This window comes from Methylobacterium sp. DB0501, assembly GCF_011043735.1.
GTDB classification, from domain to species: Bacteria; Pseudomonadota; Alphaproteobacteria; order Rhizobiales; family Beijerinckiaceae; genus Methylobacterium; species Methylobacterium alsaeris.
In genome coordinates, this window is record NZ_JAAKGV010000005.1 from 244,018 (window position 1) to 268,352 (window position 24,335).

Below are 24,335 nucleotides of genomic sequence, written 5' to 3' on the forward strand. Positions count from 1 at the left end.
CTCGCGGCCGCCAGCGACCGTCAGAGGGCCGCCGGCTCGCACACCGCCCGCAGGATGGTGAGCGAGATGGAGGCCGGCTCGCTCGGCGCATGGATCCAACCGGCGACGGGGTCGCAGGCGCCGGATTCCCGAGGCCCGAGCCCGGCCGTCACGGGCGCGGTCCGGCCACCACGCCGTCGTCGTGCAAACGGGCGACCTCGGTGTCGCTGTAGCCGATCTCGGCCAGGATCTCGTCGGTGTTCTCCCCCAGGCTCGGCGCCCGCACCGGCGGCACGCGCGCCGCGTCCGAGAAGGCGACGGGGCTGCCGGGCGTCAGGTAGGCGCCGATTCCCGGGTGCTCCAGGTTCGAGAACATCGGATTGTCGGTCGAGCAATCGGGATCCTCCTCGACGACCTGGCGGAAGGAGCGGTAGCGGGACCAGGTGACGCTCCGGGCCTGGAAATCCCCGGCGAACTCATCGAGCCGCCGGCTCGCGAAGAAGGGGGCCAGAACCGCCGTGATGTCGTGGCGGTGGAGGTACCGTTCGCCCTCGCGCTGCAGGTCGGCGCCGAGCCGGGCGGCGAGCGCATCCATCTCCGCCTTGGTGCCGGTCGCCGCCTGCAGGGTGTCCCATTGCCGCTGCGTCAGGGCCACCACCATCACCCGCTCGCCGTCCCGGCAGGTGAAGTCCTGGGCGTAGGCGCCGTAGAGCGCATTGCCGACCTTGGGACGGTCGACGCCGTTGACCGTCACCTCGCCGATGATGCCGAGATTGCCCAGCATGGCGAGCGCCATGTCCTTGAGCGCCAGCTCGACCACCTGGCCGCGGCCGGTAAGGCGGCGGTGGCGTTCGGCCGCCAGGATGCCGAGGGCGGCCTGCTGGCCGGTGATGCAGTCCCAGGCCGGCAGCACGTGCCCGACCGGCTCGGACGAGCCCTCCGCCCCGGTGGCGCCGGGAAAGCCCACCGCGGGGTTGACCGTGTAGTCCACCTGCGGCCCGCCGTGGCGGTCGCCGGTGACCGACATCATGATGAGGTCCTCGCGGTGCTTGCGGAGCGCGTCGTAATCCATCCAGCCGCGTACGCGCAGGTTGGTGAGGAAGATGCCGTTGCCCTCGCCGGGCTGGCAGATGAGGCGGGTCACCACCTCCTGGCCGCGGGGCGTGGCCACGTCGACCGCGAGGCTGCGCTTCCCCTTGTTCAACCCGGCCCAGAACAGGCTGCGGCCCTGGTCGGTCACCGGCCAGCGCGCATGGTCGAGCCCGCCGCGGATGCGGTCGAATCGGATCACGTCCGCGCCCATCTGCGCGAGCGTCATGCCGGCCAGGGGGGCGGCCACGAAGGCCGAGCCCTCGACGATGCGCAAACCCGCCAAGATCTTGACCATGCCCGCCTCCCCGCGCCTCGCCGCCCCGGGCGATGCCATTCGCCCTAGCTTCGGCCGGCCCGAGCTTACGGACGGAGATGCTGCGGTAAAGACCGGAGGAGTGCCGGCGCGTTCATCGGCACGTGGCACCGGGATCGTCCCACCGGCCGGTTCACCGTCGACGAGGGCTTCGCCCGGTCCGCCGGGAGGGGGATTCCGCAGGCGCAGATCGTCGCCACCGTCCATTCGATGCTGCGCCCGGAAGTCCGGGACCTTGCGTCCGGCGAAAATTCAAGAACGAAATCAAGGGCAAATCCCGAATAGCCGGCGACCGTCACCATCGGCCGGCCCTCGGAAACAGGCGCCGCAAGACCCGGTTTTCCGCGACGATCGCTTTGACAGCCGCGTCTGCCTATGAGACCGCTGAGGCAAGCGGAGCCGGCACGCGCTCGACTCCTTCCCCAACGGCCGGTCCCGATCCGCCCGAGGCCTCCCGAGTGATCACCGAAAAGTCAAAGAGGTGGCGCTCATGGTTCCTTGGCCGTTCGCGGATCCTTGGCCGTTCGTGCGACGGGCGGGACCGGCTCGGCCGGGGGGCGCCCGGTCGACCGGGGGCGCCGCAAGCAGCCGGTGAGGCAGGGACAGGACGTCATGCACGGCAGATCTGACGCCAACCTCTACGTCCCGGCCTTCCTCGCCGACGACGGCACGATGGGCGCGCTCATCCGCGAGCACGCGTGGGGCGCCTCGCCGCTCGGCGATCCCGCGACCTGGCCGCCCGCGCTGACGACGCTCGTCGGCGTGATGCTCGGCTCGCACCAGCCGACGTTCCTGATCTGGGGGCCCGAGCGGACGCTCCTCTACAACGATCTCTACGCCGGACTCCTCGGCGACCGGCATCCGGCGGCCCTCGGGCGCGACTATCTCGAGGTCTGGTCCGAGCTGAGGGCCGAGCTCGGCCCCCTCGTCGAGCAGGCCGCGTCCGGCAGCCCGGTCCATACCGACGACGCCGTGCACGTCCTGAGCCGGGGGAGCGGGCAAGAGACGAAGCACCAAGGGACAAAGCACCAAGGGGCGGGCCGGGCGGAGACGCGGTTCTCGCTCTTCTACGCGCCGGTCCGCGATGCGGCCGGGCGCGTCGAGGGCCTCTCGGGCGCCTGCATCGAGACCCCGGGCGAGGCGCTCTTCGCGCGCGGCCGGCGCGAGGCGGAAGCGCTGCTGCACGACAACGAGGAGCGGCAATCCTTCCTGCTGGACCTCAGCGACGCGCTGCGGCCGCTGACCTCGCCGGCGGACATCGCCGAGGTCGCCGCCCGGCGGCTCGGGGAGCGGGTCCATGCGAGCCGCGTCTTCTACGCCGAGATCGGCGGCAGCCTGATGACGGTCGAGCGCGACTACGCCCGGGGCGTCGAGTCGATCGTGGGCAGGCACTCGCTCGCGGCGTTCGGCCCGGACCTGCTGGCCGCCTACCGCGACGGCGCGGTCGTCGCGGTCGAGAACGTGGCGGCGGATCCGCGGTTCAGCGACGAGGCGCGAACCGGCCTGGCCTCGCGGCAGGTCGCCGCCTTCGTCGACATCATCCTGTTCCGCGAGGAGCAGTGGGTCGGCCTGCTCGCCGTGCAGAGCGCGACCGCGCGCGCCTGGACCCGGGCCGAGGAGAACCTGATCCGGGAGGTGGGCGAGCGGGTCAAGGCGGCGATCGAGCGGGGCCGTGCCGAGACGGCGCTGAGCGAGAGCGAGGAGCATCTGGCGGCGATCTTCGCCGGCGCCTCGATCGGCCTGTCGGAGGTGAGCGCCGACGGCCGCTTCCTGCGGGTGAACACCGAATTGTGCCGCATCCTCGGACGATCCGCGGACGACCTGCTGCAGCTCGACCTCGCCGCCGTCACCGACCCCGACGATCACCGGCCGAGCCTGGCGGCGGTCGCGGAGGCGATCGGGACCGGACGCAGCGTCTCGCTCGACAAGCGCTACCGGCGTGCCGACGGCACGGCGATCTGGGCCCATAGCAGCATCAAGCGCCTCGACGACGCCGACGGCCAGCTCAAGAACCTGCTGGTCGTGACGGCGGACCTGAGCCAGCGCAAGGAGGCCGAGCAGCGCCTGGCCGAGAGCGAGCGCCGCCTGCAGGAACTCAACGAGACCCTGGAGCAGCAGGTCTTCGAGCGCACGGCGGAGCGCAACCTGTTCGCCACCATCATCGAGCGCACCGACATCATGGTGATGGCGGCCGACCTCGACTACACCATCCTGGCCATCAACAAGGCGAATGCCGACGAGTTCGAGCGCATCTACGGTGTGCGGCCCGCGGTCGGCGACAACATGCTCGCCCTGCTCGCCGACCAGCCCGAGCACCAGGCCCAGGTGCGGGCCGGCTGGGGCCGGGGCCTCGCCGGCGAGGAGGTCACCCTGGTGGAGGAGTACGGCGACGCGAACCGCGCCCGCCCGTGCTACGAGATCAGCTTCCGCACCTTGCGCAACGCGGAGGGCGAGCGCACCGGCTGCTACCAGTTCGTGATGGACGTGACCGAGCGGCTGCGCGGCCAGGCCGAGCTGGCCCAGGCGCAAGACGCCCTGCGCCAGTCGCAGAAGCTCGAGGCGGTCGGCCAGCTCACCGGCGGGGTGGCGCACGACTTCAACAACCTGCTCACCATCATCCGCTCCTCGGTCGACTTCCTGCGCCGGCCCGACCTGCCGGAGGTGCGCAAGCGCCGCTACCTCGACGCGGTGTCGGAGACCGTCGAGCGCGCCGCCAAGCTCACCGGCCAGCTGCTGGCCTTCGCCCGTCGCCAGGCCCTCAAGCCGGAGGTCTTCGACGTGGGCCAGAAGGTGCGGGGCATCGCCGACATGCTCGACACCCTGACCGGCGCGCGGGTGCGCGTCGTCACCGAGGTCCCGGCCTGGCCCTGCCTCATCCGGGCGGATCTGAGCCAGTTCGAGACCGCGCTCGTCAACATGGCGGTCAATGCCCGCGACGCCATGGACGGCGAGGGCACGCTGACCCTGCGCGTGTCCTGCGGCGCGGCGCTGCCCCCGATCCGTGGCCATGCCGGTTCCCAGAACCGCTTCGCGGCCGTGGCGCTGATCGATACCGGCACGGGCATTCCGGCGGAGCAGGTCGGCCGGATCTTCGAACCGTTCTTCACCACCAAGGAGGTCGGCAAGGGCACGGGCCTCGGACTGTCCCAGGTCTTCGGCTTCGCCAAGCAATCGGGCGGCGACGTCGACGTGCGCAGCACCCCCGGGCAGGGCACCACCTTCACGCTCTACCTGCCGGAGATGGTCGCCGACGAGCAGGCGATCGCCGAGCGGCCGCAGGACGATGGCCTCGCGCCGCTCGGGACCGGCCAGCGGATCCTGGTGGTCGAGGACAATGTCGGCGTCGGCCAGTTCGCGACGCAGATCCTGGAGGATCTCGGCTATCGCCCGGTCTGGGCCGCCAATGCCGAGGAGGCGCTGGCGGAGCTCGGCCGCGACGGGAACCGGTTCGACCTGGTGTTCTCCGACGTGGTGATGCCGGGCATGGGCGGCGTCGCCCTCGCCCGCGAGTTGCACAAGCGCGCGCCGCACCTGCCCGTGGTGCTGACATCGGGCTACAGCCACGTGCTCGCCCAGTCGGACGCGCACGGATTCGAGCTCCTGCACAAGCCCTACTCGGCCGAGCAGCTCGGCCGCATCCTGCATCAGGCGCTGGGTTCACGCCCGGCCTGCGGGACGGTCCGCAGCGTCTCGCGTCCCGTCCCGACGGAACTCGGCCTCCAGGTCGCGGGGTAACGACCCGGATCGCGGCCGGCTGTGGCGCTTCGCTCACCAAAGCACGGCCCGACCGCGTTGCAGCACGATACACGACGCTGGCGGATGGGCCTGCCGGCGGCGAGCGGCTTGTCGTAAGCCACCCCCTTTCCCGAACGACTGAAGCGCCAGCGGAAGAAGGTCCGGGATCGAGGAGAGACGTGCCGCAAAGCGGCTCTGAATGCTGCACCGTGGCAGACAGGCGGCCGCTTCGCGACGTCTTGTGCCGGATCCCGGATCTCCTTTCACGTCGTTCCAGTCGTCCGGGACAGGGAAGTGGCTTACGAGAACCCTCGTGCCTCCCAGTTTCACAGATGCCGGTTTTATGCATCGTGGCGTTGCAACCCGAAGACGCTTCAGCTCATTGATCGCCCCGCCTGTCCCGCGATGAACCGGCATCGGCCTCGGTGAACAACGCTCGAGAACTGTCCGATGCCGGCACGACGCGGTGCTCAGCCGCGGATGCTCGCCAGGGCGTGATAGGCCTTCTTGTAGCGCTCGTAGATCGGCCGGTACTGTGCGTGGGCCGCCGGATCCGGCTCGATGCGGCGCTCCACCGCCACCATCGCGGCGGCGGCCTCCCGGATCGAGGCGTAGTGGCCGGCCGCCACCGCCGCCAGGATGGCGCTGCCCAGAGCCGGCGCCTCCGCCACCCGGGTCACGGTCAGGGCCCGGCCGCAGACGTCGGCGTGGATCTGCATCCAGAGGTCCGAGCGGGTCGCGCCGCCGCAGATGACGATCTCGTCGGGCCGGTAGCCGCCGTCCCACATCGTCTCGAAGATCAGCTCGGTGCCGAAGGCGACGCCCTCCATCGCGGCGCGGAACAGGTGGGCGCGGCCGTGCGCCAGGGTCAGCCCGGTGATCGCCCCGCGCGACGCGGCGTCGGTATGCGGCGTCCGGTTGCCCTGGAAATGGTCCTGCACCAGGAGGCCGTCCGAGCCCGGCGGCAGGGCGGCGGCCTCGGCGTTGAGCGCATCGTAGGACCAGTCGCTGCCGACGATCCCGCGCAGCCAGTTGACGACCGAGCCGGTGGAGGTCTGCCCGCCCTCGACGACGTGCAGGCCCGGGATCACCGCGTCGGCATAGGTGCCCCAGATGCCGCTTCCGTGGAACGGTTCGGCCGAGAGCCCGAGATGCAGGTGCGACGAGCCGGTGATGAAGGCGAGCTTGCCCGGCGCGGTGACGCCGAGCCCGATCATCGCCACCTCGGCGTCCGAGCCGCCCTGCGCCACGGGGAGCCCCACCGGCAGGCCGAAATGCGCGGCGGCCTCGGGGGTGAGCCCGCCCACGACCTCGCCGAGCGGCAGCACGTCGGCCGGCCACTTCCCGAGGAGTTCCGGGATGCCGAGGCTCTCGACCAGGCTGCGGGCGTAGCCGCCCTCCCGCGCCCGGTAGTGCCAGCGGATCGCCGCGTTGGTGATCGAGGCGGCGCGCCGCCCGGTCATCCGCAGGTTCATGTAGTCCTGGTACTCGCAGATCGTCGCGGCGCGGTCGAAATGCTCGCGCTCGTGCCGGGCGAGCCAGAGTGCCTTCGGGATCATCCACTCGGCCGAGACCGGCCCCGCGCCGGCGGAATTGAGGATCAGTGCCGGGTCGCCGGTGGCGAGCACCAGGGCCGCCTCCTCGGCGGCGCGCACATCCATCCAGATCAGGGCCGGGCGCACCGGGACGCCGTCGCGGTCCAGCGCCACGACGGAGCAGTTGGTGGTGTCGGCAGAGATCGCCGAGACGTCCCGGGGATCGATGCCGGCCTTCCGCACCGCCTCGCGCACCGCGAGACCGGCCGCCTCCCACCAGGCCTGCGGGTCCTGCTCGGCCCAGGACGGCCGCGGGAAGGCGGTGGGGTAGGACCGGGCCGCGAAGGCGAGCGGCCGGCCGGAGAGGTCGAACACCCCGGCCCGGATCCCCTCCGTCCCCCCGTCGAGACCGATGACGACGCTCATGGGGCTTCTCCCTACGGATCGAGGTCTGGGGCAGGATGACGAGGTCGCACACGGTGACGGTGCGCGGCCGCGTCGGCATGAACAGCATGGCGGCGGCGACCTCGCCCGGCACCACCGCGCCGACGCGGATGCCGTGCTTGGCCACCGGGCGCCGGAGCGTGGGGCCTAAGGCCTGCACCGCGTGCTTCGAGGCGGTGTAGATCGGCTCCCGGAGTCGGCATCAGACCGGCGACCGAACCCGTCACCACGATGTCTCCCCTTCCCTGCGCAACCATGGGCGGCAGCACGGCGTGGATCGACCGGAAGAGAGCGGTGACGTCGAGGTTCAGCATCCGGTCCCAGGCAGCGGGATCGCCGTCGCGCACGCCGCCGCCGATATAGGATTCCGCATCGGCGTGGAAGATGTCGAGCCCGCCGGCCGCCGCCAGGGTCCCGTCCGGCATCCCGGCGACGCTTGCCGGGTCGGCCACGTCGACGAGGGAATGGCACCTTGCCCGAACTCGGCGCAGGCCGCGTTGAGCCTTGCCTCGTCCCGGCCGGTCGGGACGACGCGATAGGCCTTGGTGACGCTCTCGATGCTCAGCATCGGCCTCGGCGCATCAAGATCTATCGTAATACGCAGAATTTACCATTATAGCTTCGCAATTAATGTGCAATATTCCAATATATTATCATGATAATTCGACAGTCAGATTGCCAAAGAGCTTCGCGAATGTCAAAATATTATAGAATTGTTTTTTCAGTCGATACTTCCAAAAACAAAAATTTCGATGCCGAAAAATACTCGAATGCTTGACCGGGCATTTGCTGCCACCGGACCCCCGGTGGATCATCGGCGTCTTCTCCCCCGGGGCGCTCCGTGCCGCCTGCAGGCATCCCGCGTCCCGCCGGCATCCCGTCCGGGTTCCGCGGACCGGCGGGCCTCCGCGCTCACGGCGCGATCATCGCGCGGATGCGGGCCGCCAGGGCCTCCACCGCGAAGGGCTTCGTCAGCACCGCCATGCCGGGTTCGAGCCGGCCGTCGGTGACGAGGGCGGTCTCGGCGAAGCCGGTGATGAACAGCACCTTCAGGTCCGGCCGGGCGACCCGGGCGGCATCGGCCAGCTGGCGCCCGTTCATGCCGCCGGGCAGGCCGACATCGGTCACCAGCAGGTCGATGCGCGCATCCGACTGGAGTACCCTCAGGCCCCCCGCCCCGTCGGCGGCCTCGATGGCGGTGTAGCCGAGATCGCTCAGCACGTCGGTCACCAGCATGCGCACGGTCGGCTCGTCGTCGACGATCAGCACCGTCTCGCCGGCCTCGGCCTGGGCCATCGGGCGCTTCTCGGGGTCGAGCCCGTCGTCTTCCGCCTCGCCGCGATGCCGCGGCAGGTAGAGGCACACCATCGTGCCGGCGCCGACCTCGGAGGTGATCCGGACCTGTCCCCCCGACTGCTTGGCGAAGCCGTAGATCATCGACAGGCCGAGGCCCGTGCCCGCCCCCAGGGGCTTGGTCGTGAAGAACGGGTCGAACGCCCGGGCGACGACCTCCGGGGGCATGCCGGTGCCGGTGTCGGTGACGCACAGCGACAGGTACTGCCCCTCCGGCATGTCCAGAGCCTCGGCCTGCCGGCGGTCGATCCAGCGGTTGCCCGTCTCGATGACGACCCGGCCGCCGTCGGGCATGGCGTCCCGGGCGTTGATGCACAGGTTCAGGAGCGCGTTCTCGAGCTGCGAGGGGTCGACCAGCGCCGGCCAGAGATCGTCCGCTCCGGCATGCCGCACATCGATCCCCGGTCCGACGGTGCGCTGGATCAGGTCGAGCATCCCGTCGACGAGCCGGTTCACGTCGACGGCCTTGGGCGCCAGCGTCTGGCGGCGCGAGAAGGCGAGAAGCCGATGGGTCAGCGCCGCGGCCCGCTTCGAGGCTCCCTGCGCGGCGGCGATGTACTTAGCGACGTCCTTGGACCGGCCCTGGCCGATGCGGGTCTCGATCAGCTCCAGAGAGCCCGAGATGCCGGCGAGCAGGTTGTTGAAGTCGTGAGCGAGGCCGCCGGTGAGCTGGCCCACGGCCTCCATCTTCTGCGACTGGCGCAGCACCTCCTCCATGCGGGCGCGTTCCTCGCCGGCTTGCCGCAGGCTCTCGGCCGCGTCCCGCAGGTCCCGCGTCCGGTCCTCGACCCGCGCTTCCAGCGAGGCGTTGAGGCGGCGGATCTCGTCCTGCGTGCGCCGCTGCCGGAACGCCGCGAAGCCCAACAGGGCGGTCGCCAGCAGGCCGCCGCCGCAGACGAGCCCGATCTCCGGCAGCGCCGAGGCGCGCCGCGGGGAGAGGCGCTGCTCGAACGCCACCGTCCAGGTGCGGCCGCCCAGTTCGATCGTCGCCTCGCGGGTGAGCCGGCCGGCCACCGCAGCCGGATCCCGCGCCGACCGGTGCAGCAGCGTCGCCGGCCCCGGCGCGCCGTCGTAGATGGCGAACGCCGCATCCTCCTCGGCCTCGGCCGCCACGATGCTGTTGAACAGGTCGTCGGCCCGGAAGGCGCCGAAGACGAAGCCGAGATACCGCCGCCGCCGCTCCTCGACCTCGGCGGGCACCGTCCCGCCGGCATAGACCGGCATGGCGACGAGGAATCCGGCCTGCTTGTTGGCGTCGATCTCCTGCACGAGTTGGATCCGCGCCGAGGCGGCCGGCAGGCCGGTGTCGCGGGCGCGCTCGACCATGTCGCGCCGGACGGGATCGGACATCACGTCGTAGCCGATGGCGGCTTGGTTGCGCGCGTTCGGCGGCTCGGCGAACAGGACCGGGCTGAGCAGCGGGTTGTCGCTCGGCGGGCGCACGCGGAATCCCGGCACGCCCAGGGTCTGCGCCCTCTCGGCGAAACGCTCACGCTCGGAGGCCGGGACGGCCGGGGTGAAGCCGATGCCGAGGAAGCCGGGATAGAGGGTCTGGAACTCGATCCGCTGCACGTAGGCCCGGAACTGCGCCAGCGTGACGGTGTCGGCGTGGGCGGCGAACAATCCGGCGCCGCCGCGCAGCAGGGCGGTGTAGGTGCGGAACTGGTCCTCGACCGTGCGCAGCTCGATGTCGGTGGCGTGCAGGAAGGTCAGGCGGTCGCGCATCTCCGCCGACCGCCAGATCAGGGCGGTGCTGAACCCCGTCGCGAGCAGGCCCGCCGCCAGGATCAGGTGCGGGATCCAGCGTGCCGCCCGCGGCGCCGGCGGGATCGGGGGCGCCGTCGTCTCTACAGGGGCCTGCGGTGGGGGAAGTTCGTGCAACGGAAAGACCAGACGGATGGAGCGGCCTGCCGGGCCGGTCCGGCGGTGGCATGCGGGCGCATGATGGCGTCATAGGGGCAGTTTCGCGAGCCGGATCCGGCCGAGCGCCGCGAACCGTCGACAGGCTTTTCGGGACGGGTTCCCCGCGACCGGGGCGGCCATCCGGCCCGGAACGCCGCCCGATCGCGTCGCGGTCGGACGGCGGTCCGGGTTTTCGATTTTGCCGCATTCTCTTCGACGAACCGGTATCCACTTCGTCGGACAATGCTCCGGCCGGCGGCATCGCCGCCGCCGGCGCGTCCCACCGAGCCCCCGAGGCCGCGACCATGAACCCGCTCCGCCGCATGCTGCCGTCCAACCACGCCCTGTTCGTGTTCGAGGCGGTGGCGCGCAACAGGGGCTTCACCCGGGCGGCGGCGGAGCTGAACGTGACCCAGCCGGCGGTCAGCAAGGCGATGGCGCAGCTCGAGCGCCATCTCGGCGTTCGCCTCGTCGACCGCTCGGGCGACGGCATCGCGCTGACCGAGGACGGGGCGATCCTCTACCGCCGGGTGGCGGACGGCTTCCGGGGCATCGAGGCGGCGCTCCGCGAGATCGACATCCGCCGCACCGGCATCGACACGGTCACGCTCTCCCTGTCCTCGGCCTTCACCACCCACTGGCTGATGCCGCGCATCAACACCCTGCAGGAGGCGTTCCCGTCGGTCGATTTCCGCTTCCAGCTGATCCCCGGCGCGCTCGCCGGCCCGGTCGACGACGTCGATCTCGGCATGCGCTTCGTCGAGGGCCCCGACCTCGACCACGAGGCCGTGTTCCTGATGAACGAGGTGATGCTGCCGGTCTGCAGCCCGGCCTACCTCGCCGGCCGGGACGCCGCGACGGAGGCGGGCGGCGGCCGCACCACCTTCGTGAACCTCACGGCCACCTCGCCGATGTGGACCGGCGGCGTGGATCCGGGGCCGGACTGGAACGGCTCGCGCGCCTCGCTCAACTTCTCCGACTATGCGGTGGTGCTGCAGGCCGCCCTGCTCGGCCAGGGCGTCGCGCTCGGCTGGGCCAGCGTGGTCTCGCACTGGCTCGCCACCGGCGACCTCGTGCCGGCCGCGCCCCGCCTCACCCGCACGGCGCGGATGTGCCAGCTCATCCACCTGCGCTCGCGGCCCCTGCGCCGCTCCGTCGCCGCCGTGCGCGACTGGATCGCCGAGGAGATGCGCGCCGATATCGCGAAGGTCGACCGGCTCTATCCGGAGCTGGGCCTGAGCCGGGCGTGCTTCGCCACCCCATAACCTGGAGTTATGAACCCGCGGATTCTTTCGACATTGAACAGGCGCGGCGCTTTTGTGAGCATCCGGTCCATCGGCGGCACCGGACGCGAAGGCGGCACCCTACGATGGCGGCAGCGGGATCGAATTCGGGCGTGAGCGGCGGAGCGCTCGCCGGCGGCAGCGTCGGGGTGTCGATCCGCAACGCGACCCGGCGCTACGGCGCCTTCACGGCCCTCGACGACGTCTCGCTCGACGTCGCGCCGGGCGAGTTCCTGTCCCTCCTCGGGCCGTCGGGCTCGGGCAAGACCACGCTGCTCGGCATCCTCGGCGGCTTCATCGTGCCCTCCGCCGGCAGCGTCCATTTCGGCGGAACCGACGTGACGGTCCTGCCGCCGCACAAGCGCGACATCGGCGTGGTCTTTCAGAACTACGCCCTGTTCCCGCACCTGAGCGTCGCCGAGAACGTCGCCTTCCCGCTGCGGGCCCGGCGCGAGCCCAAGGCCTCCTGGGGGGCCCGGGTGGCGGAGGCGCTCGCGATGGTGGAACTGGCCGGCTACGAGGACAGGGCGATCTCGCAGCTCTCCGGCGGCCAGCGCCAGCGCGTGGCGCTCGCCCGCGCCATCGTGTTCCGGCCGCGGCTGATCCTGATGGACGAGCCGCTCTCGGCCCTCGACAAGCACCTGCGCGAGACGATGCAGATCGAGCTGCGGCGCCTGCACCGGCAGCTCGAAGCCACCATCATCTACGTCACCCACGACCAGCGCGAGGCGCTGACGATGAGCGACCGCATCGCGATCCTGCGCGGCGGGCGCCTCGCCCAGGTCGACACGCCCGAGCGCCTGCACGACCGGCCGACGAGCGCCTTCGTGGCGAGCTTCATCGGCGAATCGACCCTGGTGCCGGTGACCCGCGCCGGCGCGGATGCCGTCGCGCTCGGATCCACCCCCTTGCGCAGCGCCCGGCCCCTGCCGGCGGGCGAGGCCCTGCTCCTCGCGATCCAGACCGAGAAGCTGATCGTGGCGGGCGAGGCGTCGGCGGACGGCTACAACCGCCTCACGGGCCGGGTGACCGACGTCGTCTACCAGGGCGAGAGCCTGCGGGTGTTCGTCGCCCTCGATCACGGGCCGGAGATCTCCCTGCGCCAGCCGGCCCACCATGCCGGGCGCCTCGCGATTCCCGCCCCTGGCGGGGCAATCACCGCCCTCCTCCACCCGCAGGACACGATCGTCGTCCCGGCGGAGCCCGCCTGACCCCTCCCCTCTCCACCGTCGCAAAGGACAATCCATGCCTGCTCCCGCCCTCGATACCTTCAAGATCCTCACCTTCGACGTCGTCGGCACCCTGATCGACTTCGAGAAGGGCATCCTCGACCATCTGCGCGCCGTCTCCCGCCGCAGCCCTGAGGAGTTGAGCGACGCCCGGATCTTCGCCTCCTACCTCAAGGGCCGCGAGTTGAACTACGAGCGGTCGAGCGAGGTCTTCGCCGACGTCTACCGCCACGTCGCCAAGGAACTCGGCTTCCCGAATTCCGACGCCGATGCCGACGCGTTCCAGCTCTCGGTTCTGCGCTGGCCGGCCTTCTCGGATTCGGTCGCGGCGCTCAAGCGCCTGCGCAAGCATTACCGGCTCGTCGCGATGACGAATGCCGACCGTTCGGCCTTCTCGTTCTATTCCCACACCCTCGGGATGCCGTTCCACGACAGCGTGACCTACGACGATACCGGCGTCGCCAAGCCGAACCCGCAGTTCTTCGCCTTCAACCGCGGCCGGCAATCGGCCCTCGGCTACAAGCAGAGCGACATACTCCACGTCGCCCAGAGCCAGTACCACGACATCGGCATCGCCCGGGACCTCGGCTACACCGTCTGCTGGATCGAGCGCCGCCAGGGCCTGGAGGGCTTCGGCGGCACGCCCGAGCCCGAGCGGCTGACGAAGCCCGACTATCACTTCCCGACGCTCGAGAAGCTCGCCGACGCCGCCGATGCGGCCTTCGCCGCCACCCGGCAGGCGGCCTGACCATGGAAGCCCTCCCGAAGCCTCCGGCCGCCTCGCTCTGGGCCGCTCGCGCGGTGCCGGCCGGACGCTTCGGGCCGCTCGATCGCGACGTCCAGGCGGATGTCGCGATCGTCGGCGGCGGCTATACCGGGCTGTCGGCGGCCCTGGCGCTGGCGGAGCGCGGCGAGCGGGCGGTGGTGCTGGAGGCCAACGCGATCGGCTGGGGCGCCAGCGGGCGCAACGGCGGCGTCGTCTCGGCGAAGTACCGCCCGTCGTTCCAGGCGATCGCGAGCCGCCACGGGCTCGGCGTCGCCAAGCGCATGCACGCCATCGCGTATGCCTCGGTCGAGACCCTGGAACGGCTGATCGACGAGCACGGCATCGCGGACGCGAATTACGCCCGGGTCGGCCAGCTCAAATGCGCCCACACGCCCGCCACCCTGGCGGCGACGATCGCCGACGGCGAGTGGATGCGCCGGGAGATGGGCGACGCGTCCGTCTCGGTCCTGTCCCGCGATGCGGTGGCGGCGGAGACCGGCTCGCAGGATTTCGTCGGCGGCGTGCTCTCGGCGAAGGCCGGGGGGCTGCATCCGCTCAACTACGCAAGGGGTCTGGCCCGGGCGGCGTCGGACAAGGGCATCGCGATCCACGAGGCGAGCCCGGCGCTGCGCTTCCACCGCGAGGCGGGCGGCATCCGGGTCGAGACGCCGGGCGGCTCGGTGCGGGCGCGCCAGGTGATCGTGGCGACGAACGGCTACACCGACCTCACCGGGGCGGGCTCGGCCCTTCGCACCCGCCTGATCCCGTTCCGCAGCGCGATCCTGGCCACCGAACCTCTGTCCGACAACCTGCGCGCCGCGATCCTGCCGAGCCGGCGGATCTACGTCGAGACGCGGCGGATGATGCGCTGGTTCCGCATGGTCGATGGCCGCATGGTGTTCGGCGGCCGCGGCGCCTTCGGGCGCCACGATTCCGAGGCCGCCTTCGCCACCCTGCGGCGGGCGATGGTGCGCACCTTCCCGGCGCTCGCCGATACGCCGGTGGCCTATCGCTGGTCGGGCCTCGTCGGGATGACCCTCGACGCGCTGCCGCATGTCGGCCGGCTCGACGACCGGGTCAGCTTCGCCATGGGCTACAACGGCGCCGGGGTCGCGATGTCGAGCCATCTCGGTGGCTTGGCAGCCGCGTTCGCCCTCGGCGAGAGCCCGGACGTCGCTTTGCTCGGTGCCGGCAGCTTCCAGCCCGTGCCGTTCTACGGCTTGCGCGAGCCGGTGATCCGGCTCGTCGCCGGCTGGTACCAGTTCCTGGACGCAATCGGCCGCTGAGGCGGCCTGCAACAACAGAGGAGAAGTCGAGATGGCGTCACTGCTTCGTTGGACCGCCCTGGCCTGCCTCCTCGGCACGGCCGCACCGGCCCTCGCCGCCGAGCAGATCACCTTCGTGTCGCAGGGCGGCGCCTACCAGCAGGCCCAGACGAAGGCGATTCTCGATCCGGCCGCCAAGGCGCTCGGCATCACGATCAACCAGGACAGCGCCCCCGACGCCTGGCCGGTGATCCGCACCCAGGGCGCGACCGGCAAGCCGACCTGGGACGTGGTCGATACCCCGACCCAGGATTGCGTGCGCGGCGGCAAGGCCGGGCTGATCGAGAAGCTCGACTTCTCGAAGATCCCGAATGCCGCCGCGATCCCGGCCTCGTACAAGACCGAGTACTCGGTTCCCTACGAGTTCTATTCGAGCGTCCTGGCCTACAACAAATCCAAGTACGGCAAGAACCCGCCGCAGGGCTGGGCCGACTTCTGGGACGTGAAGAAGTTCCCGGGCGCCCGCGCCCTGCGCAACCATCCCCTCGCGACTCTCGAGGCCGCTTTGATGGCCGACGGCGTGGCGCCCGACAAGCTCTATCCCCTCGACGTCGACCGGGCCTTCCGCAAGCTCGAGGCGATCAAGCCGCACATCTCGGTCTGGTGGACCTCCGGCGGCCAGTCGGCGCTCCTGATCCAGGGCGGCGAGGTCGACATGGAGATGATGTGGAACGGCCGCGTCTCGGCGGTGATGGAGGCCGGCGCGGATGCCGATTACACCTACAACCAGGGCATCCTGCAGAACACCTCGCTCTGCATCCTGAAGAACGCCCCGAACCTCGCGACTGCCGTGAAGTTCGTCAACGAGGCGATTGACCCGAAGCTCCAGGCCAACCTGCCGCTCAACATCCCCTACGGCCCCGGCAACCCGGCGGCCTTCGACACCGGCATCATCCCGGCCGCGCTGGCCGCCAAGCTGCCGAGCGCGCCCGACAACGCCAAGAAGCAGGCGGTACTCTCGGCCGAGTGGTGGACCTCCGAGGCCGGCGAGGCGGCGCTGAAGCGCTGGGCGGATTTCGTGCAGAAGAAGTAAGCGCGACGCTTCAGGGTTCTCTTCCGGAAGCGTGGTTCCCCTCTCCCGCCCGGCTTTCGCCGGGTTCCTTTCCCCGCAGAGGGGGGAGGGTTCAGGGCGGCGCCCGTCTCGCCTTGGTCGTCATCGTCCCGCTGACATCGTCCCGGACACCCCGCCATGACCCCATCCAGCCCCGCCCTGCGGCGGCACGAGCGGCGCGAACAGATGCTCGTCCTCGCGCTGCTCAGCCCCGCCCTCGCGGTCGTCGCGGCGCTCCTCGTGGTGCCGCTCGCCTGGCTCGCCGTGCAGTCGGTCACCAGCGACGGGGCGTTCACGCTCGAGCATTACCGGCGCTTCCTCACCGAGGACATCTACTGGCGCAGCTTCCTGCTCACCTTCCGGATCGCGCTGACCGTCACGGTGCTGGCGGTGCTCCTCGGCTATCCCGTCGCCTACGCCGCGGCCACCTTGCCGCGGCGCTGGAGCGTCGTGGTGCTCGGCCTGGTGATCCTGCCGTTCTGGACCAGCGTGCTGGTGCGCGCCTATGCCTGGATGGTGCTGCTGCAGCGCCGCGGCCTGGTGAACGGGATGCTCCAGGGCCTCGGCCTCACCGACCAGCCGATCGCGCTCATCAACAACGAGTTCGGCACGGTGCTGGCCACCCTGCACATCCTCCTGCCCTTCATGGTGCTGCCGCTCTACGCCACGATGCAGCGCATCCCCCGCGACCTGATGCTGGCCGGCGCCAGCCTCGGCGGCGGCCCCCTCCACGTCTTCCTGCGTGTGTTCCTGCCGCTCTCGATGCCGGGCGTCGTCGCCGGCACGGTGCTGGTCTTCGTGCTGGCGCTCGGCTTCTACATCACGCCGGAGCTGCTCGGCGGCGGACGCACCTTCATGGTGTCGATGCTGGTGAGCCGCAACGTCGAGATCTACAACCAATGGGGCGCGGCGAGCGCCATCGGGGTCGTGCTGCTGGTGTGCGTGGCCGCCCTGTTCTGGCTCGCCTCCCGGGTGGTCCCCCTCGAACGCATCATGGGAGCCCGCTGATGACCAGCTCGCTTGCCCCCCGCCTCGCACTCGGCACCGTCGTCGCCCTGGTGCTGCTGTTCCTGGTGCTGCCGATCCTGATCGTCGTGCCGATGTCGTTCTCGAACGCGCGGTTCCTCACCTTCCCGCCCCCGGGCTATTCCCTACGCTGGTACGAGGCGTTCTTCGGCAACCCGGCCTGGATGCAGGCGGCGCGGGTGAGCCTCGGGGTCGCGGCGGCGACCGCGATCGGCGCGACGCTGATCGGCACGGCGGCGGCCTACGCGCTCAGCATGAGCGGGTCGCGGCTCGCCCGCAGCCTGACGGTGATCCTGCTCCTGCCGCTGGTCGTGCCGATCGTCATCACGGCGATCGGGGTGTTCTTCGTCTTCGCCAAGACCGGGCTGCTCGCCACCCTGCCGGGGCTGGTGCTCGCCAACGTGATGCTGGCGACGCCCTATGTCGTCACCTCGGTGCTGGCGGGCCTGCGCGGCTTCGACCCGGCACAGGAGATGGTGGCGCGCAGCCTCGGCATGAACCGCCTGCGCGCCTTCCTGTCGGTCACCCTGCCGCAGATCCGCCCGAGCGTGGTCTCGGGCGCGCTGTTCGCCTTCATCTCGGCCCTCGACGAGACCGTGGTGGCGATCTTCATCGCCGGCGGCCAGAACCAGACCCTGACGAAGCGGATGTTCACCTCCCTGCGCGACGAGATCGACCCCACCATCGCGGCCATCTCCTCGCTGCTGACCGCCGCCTCGCTGATGGTGGTGGTGCTGGCGAGCCTGAGCGCCCGCAAATCCAGCACCAACCCGTGACCGCGATCCTGATCCTCGGCGGCGGCTCGGCCGGCTGCGTGCTGGCCGCGCGGCTCTCCGAGGAGCCGTCGTTCCGCGTGACCCTGGTGGAGGCGGGCGACGACCTGACCGCGGCTGCGATGCCGCCGGAGATCCGCAGCCGCTATCCCGGCCGGGCCTATCTCGACCCGCGCAATATCTGGCCGGCGCTGACCGCCCGGATGGGCGCGCCCGCCGGCAACCGACCCGAGGTACCGGCGCCGCGGGCTTACGAGCAGGCGCGCCGCCTCGGCGGCGGCTCGGCGATCAACGCCATGATGGCCAATCGCGGCGCGCCCGGCGACTACGACGAGTGGGGGGCGCTCGGCGCCGAGGGCTGGTCGTGGGAGGCCTGCCTGCCCTATTTCCGCAAGCTCGAATCCGACCGCGATTGCGGCGGCGAGTTGCACGGCCGCGACGGCCCCCTGCCAATCCGCCGCGCGCGCCCCGACCAGCTATCCCCCTTCGTCGCCGCCACGATGCGGGCGCTCGCAGCGCAAGGCCATCCGGCCGGGGCCGACCAGAACGGGCCCTGGCGGGACGGGGTCTATGTCGGCACGACCGCGATCTCGGATGCCGGCGAGCGGGTGCCGGTCTCGGTCGCCTATCTCACCCCGGCGGTGCGGGCGCGGGCAAACCTGACATTGCGCACCGGCCTCCTCGCCGAGCGGGTCCTGTTCGACGGCCAGCGCGCGGTCGGCGCCGTGGTGGCGCCGCACTCCGGCGGCCCGTCGGAAACGATTCCCGCCGACCACGTCGTGGTGGCGGCGGGTGCGATCCACAGCCCGGCCCTCCTGATGCGCAGCGGCGTCGGACCCGGGGCGGCTCTGCGCCGGCACGACCTGCCGGTGATCGCCGACCGGCCGGGCGTCGGGCGCAACCTGATGGAGCATCCCTCGATCGCGGTCTCGGCCTTTCTCGCCCGCGCCGGCCGGGTCCGCGACCCGGGCGAGCACCACGAGCAGGCGATCCTGCGCTACTCCTCGGGCCTGCCCGACACGCCGGACGGCGACATGCACGGGGCGATCCTGTCGCGGACGGGCTGGCACAGCTTAGGCCGGCGGATCGGCGGCATCTTCTTCTGGGTCAACAAATCGTATTCGCGCGGCGAGGTCATCCTCGCCGCGCCCGATCCGCGGACCGAGCCGCAGGTCGATTTCCGCATGCTGTCCGATCCCCGCGACCGTGCCCGCCTGATGGACGCGGTCCGCCTCGGCGCCCGGGCCCTGCGCGATCCCGCCCTCGCGGCGTTGCGCGGCCCGGTCTTCCCGGCGAGCTACTCGCCCCGGGTCGCCCGGGCGGCGGCGCCGAAGCCCTGGCCGGCGGCGCAGCGCGGGATCCTGTCGGGCCTCCTCGATCTCGCCGGCCCGGCTCGTGCCGCGCTGATCCACGGCCTCGTCACGCAGGGCGTCACCCTCGACCGCCTCCTCGCCGACGAGCGGGCGCTGTCCGCCTTCGTGTCCTCGCAGGTCGGCGGGACGTGGCACCCGTCCGGCACCTGCCGCATGGGGGCGGCCGACGACCCGATGAGCGTCTGCGACGGCGCGGGCCGCGTGCGCGGCGTCGACGGTCTGAGCGTCTGCGACGCCTCCCTGATGCCGACGATTCCCCGGGCCAACACCAACATCCCGACGGTGATGATGGCCGAGCGCATCGCCGACCTGATCCGGCGGGATGAGGGCGCGACGCTTCGAAAGTAGGCCGTCATCGCGACGGCCGCAGGCCTGTTCGGAAAGAGGGAGAGGGGGAAACCCGCATCGTCCGTCCCATGGGACCAGCGTCCCCGCCACTCACTCGACCGTGTTCGGCGCCACCACGTTGCCGGTACCGTTGTCGCGGTTGTCGAGGCTGCTGCCGAAGGGATAGCCGGCATCCTCGCCGCAGGTCAGGCGCCAGCCGTTGCGGGAATTGACCACGATCGGCGCGGCCTGGAAAAATCCGCCGGTGCGGAAGACGTTGCCGGTGACGACGTTGTCGGAGGGGGTCTGGTGGCGCACCGTGCCGCCCTCGCCGCAATTGCGGTAGAGGCGCACGCCGCCCTCGCCGCGCAGGATGAAGCGGTTGCCGGTGATGCGGTTGCGGGCCGATCCGTCGACGGCGACGAGCTCGCGGCCGGTCTCGGTCTCGATGGCATTGTCCTCGATGCGGTTCTCCGCGCTCTCGGCGTCGAGGTAGAGCGCCGTCGAGACCGAGCGGCCGGCGAGTCGCGAGCCGCGCAGGGTGACCCGGGTGACGCCGGGCCCGAGATAGAGCGGGATCGGCCCGGCCGCCGTGATGGTGGTGCCGGTAATGGTCACGTCGGTCGGCGCGGCGGCTTGCGCGCGTGCGGTATGGCCGAGGCTGTGCGACGATTCGCGGACGAGCGGCCCCTGCCCGTTCTCGCCCATGCCCCAGATCCGGACATGGCCGAAAACGGTGCAATCGCGGATGCGGATGCCGGAGGGACGGTCCCAGGCCTCGCCGGGGCGGGCGGGGGGACGGGAGCGGATCGCGATCGTGTAGGCGCCGAGATGCGCCGGCTCGCCCGGCACGCCGAGGCCGGCACCGGCGCAGTCGAGGGTGAGGTTGGACGCCGCCGACCCCTCGAGCACCAGGCGCTTCAGGATCCGGTCGCCCGGCGCGAGCCTCAAGGAACAGGTGAGCGAGACCTCTTCCTCGCCCGGCCGAGGTGGGGCGAGCAGGCGGGCACGGACGGCCGCATCGCAGGGCGTGGCCGCCGCCCGCCGCACCAAGGCGGGCGGCTCGGGCGGGAATGCGAGGGCGACCGGCACCGCGCCGGTCACGCGAAAACGGACGGAGCGCGAGCGACTCCGTCCGGTTGCGAGATCACGAAGGGCTGCTTCGCCGGAGGCATGGTCCGGCGACGGCGCCTACCAGCGTCCGCTGCCTGCCGAATGCATGCTGCGCTCGACGGCGGCGAGCGCGCTGGCCTCGGCCTTGGCTTCCGTCGGATGCGGGCGGTCGGACCGCTCGACGAGCTTGCCGTTCCGGCGGATTGCCCACTGGAACTGCCCGGCCGGCTTGGTGATGGGGGAGATCTCGATGGTGTAGGGAGTGGAAGTGCTATCAGTCATGGGACCCATATAGGCGCAAACCGGACCGATTGCCACCCGGGGCGAGCCGCGCAATGTCGCGGCGGCCGCCGCGCACCGCCGACAGGAGGCCCGGAATCGCGATCGACCTCTCCCCGCAGCGGATCCCCACGCGAGGCGGCGCCCGGCCCGGCGAGCCGTTCCGCGCTCGCGCGATGGCGCCGTTCCGCGCCCGCCTCTGGCTCGTCGCGCCCACCATCGGCGCCCTCGCGGGCCTCCTGTACGGCGCCGTCTTCGGCGTCGAGCCCCTGGTCGGGGCGATCCGGGGCGTGTTCATCGGCACGCCCCTGATGCTCTACGAGCGCGACCTCATCCTCGCGCGCTGGCGCGCCCTGACGCGCCGGGCCGCGACCCCGGTCTTCGCACTGGCGACGCTGGCGACCTACGTGGCGATCATCGTGCTGGGCAACGCGGTCGCCGGCACGATCCTGCATCGCGGCTTCGGCTACATGCCGGATGCCCGCACGGCGATGACGATGTCGGAAGCCGCCTTCGCCTACACCCTCGCGATCGCCGCGCTCGCGACCTTCGTCTTCCGCGTCCGCGACCTGATGGGGCCGCGGGTCTTCGCGAGCCTGCTGGTCGGCCGCTACCACCGTCCGATCACCGAGGAGCGCATCTTCCTGTTCCTCGACGTGGCGGGCTCGACGCGCTTCGCCGAGGAGCACGGCGACCTCGCCGCCCAGACCTGGCTCGGGGCGATCTTCGCCGCCCTCGCCCTGCCGGTGCGCCGGGCCCGCGGCTCGATCGACGACTATGTCGGCGACATGGCGCTGGTGAGCTGGTCGATCGACCGGGGCACGCGGGACGCGGCCTGCCTGCGCTGCGTCTTCGACTTCATCCGCACCGTCGAGTCGGAGCCGGACGTCTGGATCGCCCGCTTCGGCGCGCTGCCGCGCTTCCGCGCCGCCTTGCATTGCGGCCCGGTGGTGACGGCCGAGATCGGCCTCGAACGGCGCAAGATCGCGTATTTCGGCGACGCGCTGAACACGACGAGTCGCCTCGAAGGGCTCGCCAAGGAACTCGACGTCCCGGTGATCGTCTCAGGCGATCTCCTCGACCGCCTGGATCCGCTGCCCGGCGACCTTCACGCGGCGGATCTCGGCTGCCGGCCGGTGCGCGGCCGCAAGGAGCCGCTGCGGATCGCGGCGATCCGGGAGAGTGCATCGCCCGCTCCGTCGGGGGCCTCGCGTCAGGCGGGGTGATGGCGCCGGCGCGGCCGACGGGCGTCGAGGTGAGGCCGGCCAGCCGCCGACCGTGCCGATGCCGGACGGCGCGGCGTAGTCTTGGCACGGTGCCCTCCTCGCCCAGGCCGACGCGTCGGTGGCGAAGGTCGAGGCCTCACGGCGACGGGTGTTCCCGGCCGTGACCGCGCTGTTCGGGAAGAGAGCGAGACGCGGGCTTTCTCTTCTCCCCGCGGGCGGGGAGAGGGGGAACCGGCGCATCAACGTCCTGAAACAGCCCTTGTCCGGCACGCCAGTCGTTGCATCCCGGCAACAATCCCGGGATTTCACCCGCCGTCCTCCGCCACGCCGTCCGCGAGACCCGGCCCGCCCACGGATTATTTCCGGCAGAAACACAGAGGCTTACACAGCGACAGACCACACAGCTTAGAACCATATGAAATAAGATGAAGACTTGACCCGCGCCACCCTGCTTGTGCAATCGTATCCGGGATGTTTTCCTGAGATCGGGAGAGTTGAACGGGTCTGGAGTTGGGTCATGCAGCCAATCTCGATCGATGCGCTGCATCGGGGCGACGGCGTGAAGCTGCGGCGCTTCCTGGCGCGGCGGCTCGGCAACCCGGCGGACGCGGCGGATGCGCATCAGGAGACCTATCTGCTGATGCTGGCGGCGTTGTCCCGGACGACGATCGAGCAGCCCTCCGCTTTCCTGTTCCAGATTGCCAGCAACGTGGCCCGCCGCATGCGCAACCGGCAGCGGCTCGAAGGCACGATCTTCCAGGCGGTCGGCGACGACGACTGGGCCGGCCTCGCCGACGGCCACGCTTTGCCCGAGCGCCAGGCGATGGCACGCCAGGAGCTGCGCCGCCTCGCGGAGGCGATCGACGACTTGCCGCCGCGCTGCCGCGAGGCGTTCCTGCTCGCGCGGATCGACGGGCTGTCGAACGGCGAGGTCGCGGCGCGGCTCGGCATCAGCCGCAACATGGTCGAGAAGCACCTGATCAAGGCGCTCCTGCATTGCCGGCGCCGCTGCGGCGATCTTTTCTAGCCAACGGACGTCAGGAATCCGGCCGCTCGTCGATCATGGTGGGTAGGGCTTGCATCCACGGACCGTCCGGGCCTTGGTGAGACCCTGAACAAGGGTGCTTGGCCGTGGCCACCAGAGACGGGACCGACGCGCAGGACCGGGACGACCCGATCGACGAGGATCCGGTCGAGGCGGAAGCGGCGGCCTGGGTCGTGCGCCTGTCCTCCTCCGATGCGACCGCGGCCGACCGGGCGGCCTTCGAGGCCTGGCGCGCCGCCGACCCGGCCCATGAGGCGGCCCACGCGGAGATGGCGGCGTTCTGGCACCGGCTCGGCCAAGTTCCGGACGTGGGTGCGCCGGACGCGGGTGCGCCCGATGCGAGTGCGCCCGATGCCGGGCGGCGGCGCACCGAAGGGCCTGCCGAGGCCTCGACGACGGGATCGGCGAAGGGACCCGCGGGCCTCGCCGCCCTCGTGGTGCTCGGCGGCGCCCTGGCCTGGCAGGCGGGCCTCGCCGACTGGCTGCGGGCCGACCTGTGGAGCGGCGTCGGCGCCATCACCCACGCCACCCTGGCCGACGGCAGCCGCATCGACCTGAATACCGGCACGGCGATCGCGCTCCGCTTCACCGGGACGGAGCGCCGGGTCGAATTGCTGCGCGGCGAGGCGGCGTTCGAGGTGGCGCACGATCCCGGCCGGCCCTTCGTGGTCGAGGGCGGGGGCGTGAGCGTCCGGGCGGTCGGCACGGTCTTCGTCGTGCGCGCCGACGAGGCCGGCCGGCCGGTCGACGTCGCCGAGGGCCGGGTCGATGTCGCGATCGCGGGCCGGCACCTCGACGTCTCGGCCGGCGAGGCGGTCGTCGAGCCGCGTGGCGCGGCACCGAGCGTCGTGAAGGCGGATATCGGGCGGGCCATGGCGTGGCGCGACGGGCGCCTGACCGTCTCGGGCGAGCCCCTGTCCGAGGTCCTGGCCACGCTCGGCCGCTATCGCCGCGGGCGCATCCTCCTCCTCGACGCCAACGCCGGCGCGCGGCGCGTCACCGGCGTCTTCGACCTGCGCGACACCGACGAGGCGCTGGATTCCATCGCCGCGAGCCTGTCGCTCCGCATCACCCGGGTCACTCCGCTCCTCGTCCTGGTCGGCTCCCCGCTCTGAAAATTTTTTCGCGAAATCGTGCGAACCGACGTCAGGAGATCGCGGCCCCGT

General features: G+C 71.4%; 17 protein-coding genes and 1 pseudogene. 12 read left to right on the plus strand and 6 right to left on the minus strand.

The features are described 5' to 3' along the window. Positions 1-148 precede the first annotated feature (148 nt). The gene (locus G4G93_RS09935) at positions 149-1,366 is read right to left on the minus strand and encodes a CoA transferase (protein WP_165083615.1); all 1,218 of its coding nucleotides are present in this window, start codon (positions 1,364-1,366) and stop codon (positions 149-151) included. Between the two features lie 630 nt (positions 1,367-1,996). Between G4G93_RS09935 and G4G93_RS09940 the strand changes: the two genes are divergently transcribed. Next, positions 1,997-5,119, plus strand: coding sequence for a PAS domain-containing protein (locus G4G93_RS09940; protein ID WP_165083617.1), 3,123 nt, complete (start codon positions 1,997-1,999; stop codon positions 5,117-5,119). 470 nt (positions 5,120-5,589) lie between these two features. Here the strand turns inward: G4G93_RS09940 and G4G93_RS09945 are convergent, their stop codons facing one another. The 3 genes and pseudogenes from G4G93_RS09945 to G4G93_RS09955 form a co-directional block, all read right to left on the minus strand. After that, on the minus strand, positions 5,590-7,080 hold the full coding sequence (locus G4G93_RS09945) for a ribulokinase (protein WP_165083619.1): 1,491 nt from the start codon (positions 7,078-7,080) through the stop codon (positions 5,590-5,592). 22 nt (positions 7,081-7,102) lie between these two features. Then, positions 7,103-7,690 (minus strand): annotated as a pseudogene (locus tag G4G93_RS09950) (SDR family oxidoreductase); the annotation flags it as partial. A 320-nt stretch (positions 7,691-8,010) separates the two neighbouring features. Beyond that, positions 8,011-10,176, minus strand: a complete 2,166-nt coding sequence (locus G4G93_RS09955; RefSeq protein WP_246736674.1) for a CHASE domain-containing protein — start codon at positions 10,174-10,176, stop codon at positions 8,011-8,013. Between the two features lie 482 nt (positions 10,177-10,658). Between G4G93_RS09955 and G4G93_RS09960 the strand changes: the two genes are divergently transcribed. From G4G93_RS09960 to G4G93_RS09995, 8 genes are all read left to right on the plus strand, one after another. Beyond that, a complete protein-coding gene (locus G4G93_RS09960; protein WP_165083621.1) occupies positions 10,659-11,618 on the plus strand; it encodes a LysR family transcriptional regulator in 960 nt (319 codons plus the stop codon). A gap of 104 nt (positions 11,619-11,722) precedes the next feature. Beyond that, a complete protein-coding gene (locus G4G93_RS09965) occupies positions 11,723-12,847 on the plus strand; it encodes an ABC transporter ATP-binding protein (RefSeq protein ID WP_165083623.1) in 1,125 nt (374 codons plus the stop codon). Between the two features lie 34 nt (positions 12,848-12,881). Next, on the plus strand, positions 12,882-13,613 hold the full coding sequence (locus G4G93_RS09970) for an HAD-IA family hydrolase (protein ID WP_165083625.1): 732 nt from the start codon (positions 12,882-12,884) through the stop codon (positions 13,611-13,613). 2 nt (positions 13,614-13,615) lie between these two features. Beyond that, complete coding sequence (locus G4G93_RS09975) at positions 13,616-14,917, plus strand: FAD-binding oxidoreductase (RefSeq protein WP_165083627.1); 1,302 nt, start codon at positions 13,616-13,618, stop codon at positions 14,915-14,917. A gap of 31 nt (positions 14,918-14,948) precedes the next feature. Then, entirely contained in the window at positions 14,949-15,989 is a 1,041-nt protein-coding gene (locus G4G93_RS09980) for an ABC transporter substrate-binding protein (protein ID WP_165083629.1), read from the plus strand. 156 nt (positions 15,990-16,145) lie between these two features. Next, a complete protein-coding gene (locus G4G93_RS09985) occupies positions 16,146-17,015 on the plus strand; it encodes an ABC transporter permease (RefSeq protein ID WP_165083631.1) in 870 nt (289 codons plus the stop codon). After that, complete coding sequence (locus G4G93_RS09990) at positions 17,015-17,809, plus strand: ABC transporter permease (RefSeq protein ID WP_165083633.1); 795 nt, start codon at positions 17,015-17,017, stop codon at positions 17,807-17,809. Before G4G93_RS09985 ends, G4G93_RS09990 begins: the two co-directional genes overlap by 1 nt. Next, entirely contained in the window at positions 17,806-19,527 is a 1,722-nt protein-coding gene (locus tag G4G93_RS09995; protein WP_165083635.1) for a GMC family oxidoreductase N-terminal domain-containing protein, read from the plus strand. The genes G4G93_RS09990 and G4G93_RS09995 overlap by 4 nt, the downstream gene beginning before the upstream one ends. Before the next feature lie 90 nt (positions 19,528-19,617). Here the strand turns inward: G4G93_RS09995 and G4G93_RS35850 are convergent, their stop codons facing one another. Continuing rightward, positions 19,618-20,598 carry a right-handed parallel beta-helix repeat-containing protein gene (locus G4G93_RS35850; RefSeq protein ID WP_165083637.1) on the minus strand — a complete coding sequence of 327 codons (981 nt, stop codon included), beginning with the start codon at positions 20,596-20,598 and terminating at the stop codon, positions 19,618-19,620. 99 nt (positions 20,599-20,697) lie between these two features. Further along, positions 20,698-20,901, minus strand: a complete 204-nt coding sequence (locus G4G93_RS10005) for a hypothetical protein (protein ID WP_165083639.1) — start codon at positions 20,899-20,901, stop codon at positions 20,698-20,700. A 173-nt stretch (positions 20,902-21,074) separates the two neighbouring features. Here G4G93_RS10005 and G4G93_RS10010 point away from each other — a divergent pair, with 173 nt between their 5' ends. The 3 genes from G4G93_RS10010 to G4G93_RS10020 all read left to right on the plus strand — a co-directional run bounded on the left by G4G93_RS10010 (position 21,075) and on the right by G4G93_RS10020 (position 24,284). Further along, positions 21,075-22,124 carry an adenylate/guanylate cyclase domain-containing protein gene (locus G4G93_RS10010; RefSeq protein WP_165083759.1) on the plus strand — a complete coding sequence of 350 codons (1,050 nt, stop codon included), beginning with the start codon at positions 21,075-21,077 and terminating at the stop codon, positions 22,122-22,124. 517 nt (positions 22,125-22,641) lie between these two features. Beyond that, the gene (locus G4G93_RS10015) at positions 22,642-23,151 is read left to right on the plus strand and encodes a sigma-70 family RNA polymerase sigma factor (protein ID WP_165083761.1); all 510 of its coding nucleotides are present in this window, start codon (positions 22,642-22,644) and stop codon (positions 23,149-23,151) included. A 104-nt stretch (positions 23,152-23,255) separates the two neighbouring features. Next, positions 23,256-24,284, plus strand: coding sequence for a FecR family protein (locus G4G93_RS10020; protein WP_165083641.1), 1,029 nt, complete (start codon positions 23,256-23,258; stop codon positions 24,282-24,284). Positions 24,285-24,335 lie beyond the last annotated feature (51 nt).